We start from the raw sequence: 8,108 nt of genomic DNA on the forward strand, positions 1-8,108 counted from the left end.
AAGATTTGCGTCAGCTAAAAACAGCGGATAACGCTGTCTTTATGATTCAGAAAACATTTCCCTGGGTGGCGATGAGTCTGAATTTGATGTGGGCATTATTCCCATCCGCTCTTGATAGGGCCAATCGTTGGTTGCTATTCTATCTATCGCCACGAGCTATCGTGGAATGGAGGGTAATAATGAATATCCGTGATCTTGAATATTTGGTTTCGCTTGCTGAACATCGTCACTTCCGACGTGCGGCGGATGCCTGTCATGTCAGTCAGCCGACCTTAAGCGGGCAGATTCGCAAATTAGAAGATGAGTTAGGTGTCATGCTGCTGGAACGTACCAGCCGCAAAGTACTGTTTACGCAGGCCGGTTTGCTGCTGGTCGACCAGGCGCGTACTGTCCTTCGTGAAGTCAAAGTGCTGAAAGAGATGGCCAGTCAGCAGGGCGAAGCGATGTCAGGACCACTGCATATTGGGCTGATTCCTACCACCGGTCCGTATTTACTGCCGCAAATTATTCCTATGCTGCATCAGACTTTTCCAAAGCTGGAAATGTACCTGCATGAAGCACAGACCCAGCAATTGCTGGCTCAGCTCGACAGCGGCAAACTGGACTGCGCGATTCTGGCGCTGGTCAAAGAAAGCGAAGCCTTTATTGAAGTCCCGCTGTTCGATGAGCCGATGAAGCTGGCAGTTTATGAGGATCATCCGTGGCGCGAACGCGATCGTGTGCCAATGTCCGATCTGGCCGGTGAAAAACTGCTGATGCTGGAAGACGGCCACTGCCTGCGCGATCAGGCCATGGGTTTTTGTTTTGAAGCGGGTGCAGACGAAGATACCCATTTCCGTGCGACAAGCCTGGAAACGTTGCGCAATATGGTCGCGGCAGGAAGCGGTATTACGTTACTGCCTGCTCTGGCTGTCCCGCCACAGCGTGTGCGTGATGGGGTTTGTTATCTGCCCTGTTATAAGCCGGTACCACAGCGTACAATTGCGCTGGTTTACCGTCCCGGCTCACCTCTGCGCAGCCGTTATGAACAACTGGCAGAGGCAATCCGCACACATATGCAAGGCTATTTCGATACCACGCTAAAACAGGCGGTTTAAACCGTTTAGCGCGGCGACGCGATACGCTTCTGCCATGGTCGGGTAGTTAAAGGTGGTATTCACAAAGTACTCAATTGTGTTGCCACCATTTTTTTGCTCCATGATCGCCTGACCGATATGGATAATCTCCGCAGCACGTTCCCCAAAGCAGTGAATGCCCAGAATCTCTTTGGTTTCACGGTGGAACAGGATCTTCAGACTACCGACGTTCATCCCCACAATCTGCGCACGCGCCAGATGTTTAAACTGCGCACGTCCTACTTCGTAAGGCACTTTCATCGCCGTGAGCTGCTGTTCGGTTTTGCCTACAGAGCTGATTTCCGGAATGGTATAAATCCCGGTCGGAATGTCTTCGATCAGGTGCGCTGAGGCTTCGCCTTTAATGATGGCCTGTGCGGCAATACGGCCCTGATCGTAAGCAGCGGAGGCCAGGCTGGGGTAACCAATGACGTCGCCCACTGCATAAATGTGCGGCTGCGCTGTCTGATACATGCTGTTCACTTTCAACAGCCCACGGCCATCCGCTTCCAGACCGACATTTTCCAGCGACAGTGAATCGGTGTTACCTGTACGGCCGTTCGCATACAGCAGGCAGTCCGCTTTGACTTTCTTGCCGGATTTCAGGTGCATGATAACGCCGTCATCCACGCCTTCAATCTTCTCAAACTCTTCGTTGTGACGAATCACCACGCCGCTGTTCCAGAAGTGATAAGACAGCGAGTCAGACATCTCCTGATCAAGGAACGCCAGCAGGCGGTCACGGGTGTTGATCAGATCAACCTTGACATTGAGCCCACGGAAAATGGAAGCATATTCACAGCCAATCACGCCCGCGCCATAAATGATGACGTGGCCGGGTTCATGATGCAGGTTGAGAATAGAATCGGAATCGTAAATACGTGGATGGGTAAAGTCGACATCATGCGGATGATAAGGGCGCGAACCACAGGCAATAATAAATTTCCCGGCGGTCAGCTGTTCGCGCGTGCCATCATGATGTTCCACTTCAACCGTGTTGGCATCCACGAAATGCGCATCGCCCTGAAACAGCTCACAGCGATTGCGCTCGTAAAAACCCTGACGCATTGCGGTTTGTTGGCTGATCACGCTTTCCGTGTGATTGAGAATATCGGCAAACGATGAGCGGAGAAGGCGGGTATGGTCACTGTAGAGGGGATTCTGGTTGAACTCGATGATGCGGCTCACAGCATGACGAAGGGCTTTCGAGGGGATCGTACCCCAGTGTGTACAGCCGCCGCCTATGTTGTGATAGCGTTCGATAACCGCGATTCGGGCGCCTTGCTTCACCAGCCCCATCGCCGCACCTTCACCGCCTGGTCCTGATCCAATCACAATGACATCGTAATCGTAAGACTTTTGCATACCGGTACGTCCTATTATTTATACATTTTTACAACGAGATTCTAACATCTCGCCGCGCACTTCTGAATTCTAACAGCGATTTTCATCACGTTTTGGCTTTCAGTGAGGTTTAACACGTCGTCACAAAGTTTGCCGGACTGTACGCTGAATATTTTGTTATAGTGCTGTTTCAGAACCTCACAAGGCAGAGAGAATGGGCGTCAGAGCGCAACAAAAAGAACGTACACGACGTACACTGATTGAAGCTGCCTTCAGTCAGCTCAGCGCCGAACGCAGTTTTGCCAGTCTGAGTTTACGTGAGGTTGCCCGCGAGGCGGGCATCGCGCCAACCTCTTTTTATCGGCACTTTAAAGATGTCGATGAGCTGGGTTTAACCATGGTGGATGAAAGCGGGCTGATGCTGCGGCAGTTGATGCGACAGGCACGTCAACGTATTGCGAAAGGCGGCAGCATCATTAAAACCTCTATCGCCACCTTTATGGAGTTCATCGAAAATAACCCCAATGCGTTTCGGCTGCTGTTACGCGAACGTTCGGGGACGTCTGCGGCTTTCCGTGCGGCGGTTGCGCGTGAAATCCAACATTTTATTGCTGAACTGGCTGATTATCTTGAGGTCGAAAACCGCATGCCGCGCAGCTTCACCGAAGCGCAGGCTGAAGCGATGGTGACTATTGTCTTCAGTGCCGGTGCCGAGGCGCTGGATATTGATATAGCGCAGCGTCGTAAGCTGGAAGATCGTCTGGTATTGCAGTTACGTATGATCGCGAAGGGCGCGTATTACTGGTATCGCCGGGAACAAGAACGCCTGGCGGTAACCCTGGATAAACCTGAAGAGCTATGAATAAGGACCCTGCCATGACCCACCCAAGCTCCCGTGATAAAGGCACGATGTTACTGGCTTTTATTACCGGCCTTGCTATGAACGGCTCGTTCTCTGTGCTGTTTAGTGCTTTCGTTCCTTTTTCTATTTTCCCGTTGATTGCGTTGGGGCTGGCGGCATGGTGCCTGCATCAACGCTACCTGAATAAAAGTATGCCCGATGGGGTTCCGGGGCTGGCTGCGGCCTTCTTCCTGCTGGGAATCCTGGTGTACAGCGCATTAGTGCGTGCCGAATATCCGGATATCGGATCTAACTTTATCCCCACGATTCTTATGGTCGGGCTGGTGTTCTGGATTGCCCTGCGTTACAAGCGCAATCGCAACCGGTAATCACAAAAACGGGAACCCCTGGGTTCCCGTTTTTTTACGCTTTGCGTGTCAGTAGCACACCGCATTCCATATGATGGGTATACGGGAACTGGTCAAACAGGGCCAGTCGCGTGACATCATGGGTTTGCGCCAGCTCCAGCAGATTGTCACACAGGGTTTGCGGGTTGCAGGAAATATACAGGATCGTGCGATAAGCCTGCACCATCCTGACGGTTTCCTCATCCAGCCCACTGCGCGGCGGATCCACAAAGATCGTCTCGCAGTCATAACTCTTCAGGTCGATCCCCTCCAGCCGGTTAAAGCTGCGCACGCCGTTCATTGCCTGGGTAAACTCTTCGGCCGCCATGCGAATAATCTGGACATTATCAATCTGGTTGACGGCAATATTGTACTGGGCCGACGCGACGGATGGCTTGGCAATTTCCGTGGCCAGCACGCGGCGGAAATTTCTGGCCAGCGCCAGCGAGAAGTTGCCATTACCACAGTAGAGTTCCAGTAAATCGCCACGGGAACCCGTTGTCACATCCAGCGCCCATTCCAGCATATGAATGTTCATCGCCGCGTTGGGTTGCGTGAAGCTGTTCTCCACCTGTCGATAAATCATCTCTTTACCGGCGACCGGCAAACGCTCTTCCACGTAATCCCGATCAAGGCAAATTTTGGTCTTAGTGGCGCGACCAATCAGCTGCACATCGACGCCTTCCGCCCGCAACTGATCGCGTAACGTTGTGGCGGCCTGCTGCCATTCCTCATCCAGCTTGCGGTGATAGAGCAGGGAGATGACGATTTGGTTACTTAGCGTCGACAGATAATCAATCTGGAACAGCTTATGGCGCAGGATGCGATTATCGCGAATGACCGCCATCATTTTCGGCATCATCTGGTTAATCAGGGCACTGGCCGCCGGGAACTGGTCAACGCGAATGCGCTGTTTCGTCTCCTGATCGAAAATGATGTGATAAATGTCGTCGCCATCATGCCAGATGCGGAATTCTGCACGCATGCGATAGTGGCTGATCGGTGAACGGAACACCTCCACGGCGGGGGCAGCGAAAGGCGTCATCATCGTTTCTAACCGACTGACTTTTTCCGCCAGCTGCGCGTCATACTGTTCAACAGGGAGATGTTCGGGTGTCATGTTTAATCCTGGTTAATAGCCTGCTTGCCGGGCGATTGTAGGGATTCACCTGCTGATGTCCAGTCCTGCGCGCGCGAGCAGAGCGTCGGGGTGTGCAGATCTGGACTTGCCCGTGCGCGCTTCGTAGACTGCGGGCACCGGCCTCAACCTTGAGTTAACAGGGAATCCAGTGTGAATCTGGAGCTGACGCGCAGCGGTAAGGAATGTCAGGGTGATTGCGATTGCAGACACTGTCCTGCGGGATGGGAAGTCATCACCTGCTATGATTCCCAGCCCGAAGACCTGCCGGTGTGACGTCGCCACGCGTACAGTCATCGCGTGCTATCGACTGTATGCCTGCGGCATCCTTTTTCTTTTGGATGCGATAAAAATGAGTAAAACAACAACCCCGCTGTTTGCCTTCAGTGCAACGGCGATTTTCCTCTGGGCGCAAAATGGCTTTGCACAGAGAAGTGATGATGCGCTCATCGTGACGGCTAATCGTTTTCAACAGCCGGTTTCGTCGGTGCTGGCTTCAACCTCGGTGGTGACACGGGATGAGATTGACCTGTGGCAGGCAAAAAATCTGGTAGACGTGCTTCGTCGCCTGCCCGGCGTGGATATTGCGCAGAATGGTGGGATTGGGCAAAGTGCGTCAATGTTTGTGCGAGGCGCTGAAGCGCGCCAGACATTGATTCTTGTGGATGGCGTGCCCTTTGCCAGACCGGGCATCACCGGTGCAGCGGACTTCAATCTGATTCCGATCTCCCTTATACAACGCGTTGAATTCATTCGCGGGCCGCGCTCCTCCGTCTATGGCGCTGATGCCATTGGCGGAGTGGTAAACGTGATTACTCAAAATCCACAAAATCACAATGTGCTTTCTGCAGGCATGGGGTCAAAGGGATATCAGGAATACAGCGGTGGCATAAACCAGAATGTGACCGACCAAACCCGCCTTACCGTCGCCGGTTCTTATCAGGCAACCAATGGCTATAACATCCAGCCTGATTCGATGTCTCCAGCCGATCGCGATCGTGATGGCTGGCGCAACAAAGCGTTCTGGGCAGGGGTTGAGCATAAGTTCAATGACATGTTTTCCGGTTTCTTTCGTGGTTATGGTTATGCGGCGAATACTGACTACGATGCTGGCTTTCCGGGCGGATCGGATGAGCAGCAGATTTATAACCACGCCTTTGATACCGGCCTGCGCTTAACTAAAGGTGATTATTCTTCTCAACTGGTCGCCAGCTACCAAAAGTACAAAATATATAATTATGTTGGCGCTGAGGAACGTTACGCAGACTCCAATACGCTGGATGATATGGATCAGCGCAATCTTCAATGGGGTAACGCCTTCGCAGTCGGTTATGGCACGGTGAGTACCGGGATTGACTGGCAGCGGCAAGCGTTGAGCTCAGTAGGCCAACTCTTTTCTGGCCAGCCCAGAGAAACGGACCGCTATAAGCAGGATAATACCGGGGCATATCTGACGACGCAGCAGCAATTGGGCACTGTTACGCTTGAAGGGGCTGTCCGGGGAGACGATAACCAGGATTATGGCCGTCATGGTACCTGGCAAACGGCGGCTGGATGGGAGTTTGTGCCGGGTTATAAGGCATCGCTCTCCTATGGCACCGGTTTCCAGGCACCGACGCTGGGGCAGCTTTATGGCCAAAAGCATTTTGGCATTAGCGCCAATCCCGATTTGCAGCCTGAGAAATCAAAACAATGGGAAGCTGCGCTCGAAGGGTTAAGTGGCCCCGTTAACTGGCGGCTGGCGGCCTACCGTAATCATGTCACGAACCTGATTGACTATGCGTCCGATCCGGTGACACTCCAGGGCGGCTATTTCAATCAGAAAGCGGTGACAATGAAAGGTATTGAAGCCACCGCGGACTTTGATACGTCCTTCCTGCATCATCAAATCACCTTAGGCTATCTTGAGGCCCGACGCGATTCGGATGATGAAGTCCTGGCTCGCCGGTCTCGTCAACAGATGAAATATCAGTTGGGTGTAACGGTTTATGAAGCTGATATAGATGTTATTTACCAGTATTTTGGCAAGCGTTATGACAATAACACGAGCCAGTACACGAGTGAGCAGCGCCGTTTGCCGGCCTACAGCACCGTTGATCTCGCCGTATCGTATCCTGTCACATCACATCTGACCGTTCGTGGTAGAATTGCCAACCTGTTCGATAAAGATTACGAGACAGCGTATGGCTACCAGACTCCAGGAAGAGAGTATTACCTTAACGGAAGCTACAGCTTCTGACCTGCGCCCGACTGTGCTGGTGTTTGATTCCGGCGTAGGCGGGCTTTCTGTCTATGATGAGGTTCGGCAACTCCTGCCGGACCTGCATTATCTTTATGCGTTCGATAATGCCGGTTTTCCTTATGGTGAGAAAACCGAGACCTTTATTGTCGAGCGCGTTGTTGCGATGGTTGATGCCATTACTCGCCGTCATCCCATTTCTCTCGTCATTATTGCCTGTAATACCGCCAGCACCGTCACTTTGCCTGCATTACGTGAGCGATTTGCCTTTCCGGTTGTCGGCGTTGTACCGGCAATCAAACCGGCTGCACGCCTTACACGTAACGGTGTGGTCGGGCTGCTGGCGACGCGCGCAACGGTCCGGCGTTCGTACACGCATGATCTGGTGTCGCAGTTTGCTAAAACCTGCAAGATTGAAATGCTGGGCTCAGCCGAGCTGGTGGAGTTAGCCGAAGCCAAGCTTCATGGCGATAAGGTTTCACTGGATGACGTCAGGCGCATTGTGCAACCCTGGTTACGTATGACGGAGCCACCGGATACTGTCGTATTAGGCTGCACGCACTTTCCTTTACTTCGCGATGAGCTTCAGCATGTCCTGCCTGAAGGTACGCGTTTGATTGACTCCGGTGCCGCAATAGCCAGACGTACTGCCTGGCTACTGGACAATGAAGCACCCGAAGTCCGCTCGCCGGATCAAAACATGGCGTTTTGCACTGAGCTGGATGAAGAGGCGGCGCAATTATCGCCGGTTTTACAGCGTTATGGCTTCCCGTTGCTTGAAAAACTGGCGCTTTAGCGGGTTTTCGCTGAAAAAAACAGCACTCGGAAAATTAATTGAAATTAGCCCTTGTCAGCTTCGAAGAACTCCCTATAATGCGCCTCCACTGACACGGCACAACGGAATACGAAGCGCCGGGTTGAGTAAGGTTCAGAATCATTCAAACCGATGAGTTTAGCAAAAATAAGTGCTTGACTCATAAAGCGGAAAGCGTAATATATGCAGCCCGCGCCACAGAGAAGTGTG

The 8,108-nt window shown here is 52.5% G+C and carries 8 protein-coding genes and 1 riboswitch; of the genes, 5 read left to right on the forward strand and 3 right to left on the reverse strand.

All coding sequences use genetic code 11. The annotated features are described in order from the left end of the window. Window positions 1-179: 179 nt before the first annotated feature. Entirely contained in the window at window positions 180-1,097 is a 918-nt protein-coding gene (gene oxyR / locus RAC65_RS19000; RefSeq protein ID WP_006121171.1) for a DNA-binding transcriptional regulator OxyR, read from the forward strand. Here the strand turns inward: oxyR and sthA are convergent. Continuing rightward, window positions 1,080-2,480 (reverse strand): Si-specific NAD(P)(+) transhydrogenase, encoded by a 1,401-nt coding sequence (gene sthA, locus RAC65_RS19005; protein ID WP_033738119.1) that lies wholly within the window; start codon window positions 2,478-2,480, stop codon window positions 1,080-1,082. The two genes, oxyR and sthA, sit on opposite strands and share 18 nt — an antisense overlap. Before the next feature lie 193 nt (window positions 2,481-2,673). On the opposite strand from sthA, the gene fabR reads away from it, so the two are divergent. Together fabR and RAC65_RS19015 are read left to right on the forward strand one after the other, a co-directional pair. Next, the gene (gene fabR / locus RAC65_RS19010; protein ID WP_006121169.1) at window positions 2,674-3,321 is read left to right on the forward strand and encodes an HTH-type transcriptional repressor FabR; all 648 of its coding nucleotides are present in this window, start codon (window positions 2,674-2,676) and stop codon (window positions 3,319-3,321) included. Window positions 3,322-3,335: 14 nt separating this feature from the next. Then, on the forward strand, window positions 3,336-3,689 hold the full coding sequence (locus RAC65_RS19015) for a YijD family membrane protein (RefSeq protein ID WP_006121168.1): 354 nt from the start codon (window positions 3,336-3,338) through the stop codon (window positions 3,687-3,689). 34 nt (window positions 3,690-3,723) lie between these two features. Here RAC65_RS19015 and trmA read toward each other — a convergent pair whose 3' ends face one another. Further along, window positions 3,724-4,827, reverse strand: a complete 1,104-nt coding sequence (gene trmA / locus RAC65_RS19020) for a tRNA (uridine(54)-C5)-methyltransferase TrmA (protein WP_205950954.1) — start codon at window positions 4,825-4,827, stop codon at window positions 3,724-3,726. 121 nt (window positions 4,828-4,948) lie between these two features. Further along, window positions 4,949-5,132, forward strand: a riboswitch (cobalamin riboswitch). 65 nt (window positions 5,133-5,197) lie between these two features. Here trmA and btuB point away from each other — a divergent pair. Together btuB and murI are read left to right on the forward strand one after the other, a co-directional pair. Further along, window positions 5,198-7,084, forward strand: a complete 1,887-nt coding sequence (gene btuB, locus RAC65_RS19025; protein ID WP_375097043.1) for a TonB-dependent vitamin B12 receptor BtuB — start codon at window positions 5,198-5,200, stop codon at window positions 7,082-7,084. Beyond that, window positions 7,029-7,880 carry a glutamate racemase gene (murI, locus tag RAC65_RS19030; protein WP_205958973.1) on the forward strand — a complete coding sequence of 284 codons (852 nt, stop codon included), beginning with the start codon at window positions 7,029-7,031 and terminating at the stop codon, window positions 7,878-7,880. Before btuB ends, murI begins: the two co-directional genes overlap by 56 nt. Before the next feature lie 44 nt (window positions 7,881-7,924). Here the strand turns inward: murI and RAC65_RS19035 are convergent. Next, window positions 7,925-8,108 (reverse strand): hypothetical protein (locus RAC65_RS19035; RefSeq protein WP_375097044.1); only part of this gene is annotated, 184 nt, incomplete at its 5' end.

This window comes from Pantoea sp. BS_8, assembly GCF_041954965.1.
In the GTDB taxonomy this organism is placed as follows: domain Bacteria; phylum Pseudomonadota; class Gammaproteobacteria; order Enterobacterales; family Enterobacteriaceae; genus Pantoea; species Pantoea stewartii.

Coding starts and splice junctions, on each gene's coding strand:
- sthA (WP_033738119.1), bottom strand. CDS start 2,480: ATGCAAAAGTCTTACGATTACGATGTCATTGTGATTGGATCAGGACCA.
- fabR (WP_006121169.1), top strand. CDS start 2,674: ATGGGCGTCAGAGCGCAACAAAAAGAACGTACACGACGTACACTGATT.
- oxyR (WP_006121171.1), top strand. CDS start 180: ATGAATATCCGTGATCTTGAATATTTGGTTTCGCTTGCTGAACATCGT.
- RAC65_RS19015 (WP_006121168.1), top strand. CDS start 3,336: ATGACCCACCCAAGCTCCCGTGATAAAGGCACGATGTTACTGGCTTTT.
- trmA (WP_205950954.1), bottom strand. CDS start 4,827: ATGACACCCGAACATCTCCCTGTTGAACAGTATGACGCGCAGCTGGCG.
- murI (WP_205958973.1), top strand. CDS start 7,029: ATGGCTACCAGACTCCAGGAAGAGAGTATTACCTTAACGGAAGCTACA.
- btuB (WP_375097043.1), top strand. CDS start 5,198: ATGAGTAAAACAACAACCCCGCTGTTTGCCTTCAGTGCAACGGCGATT.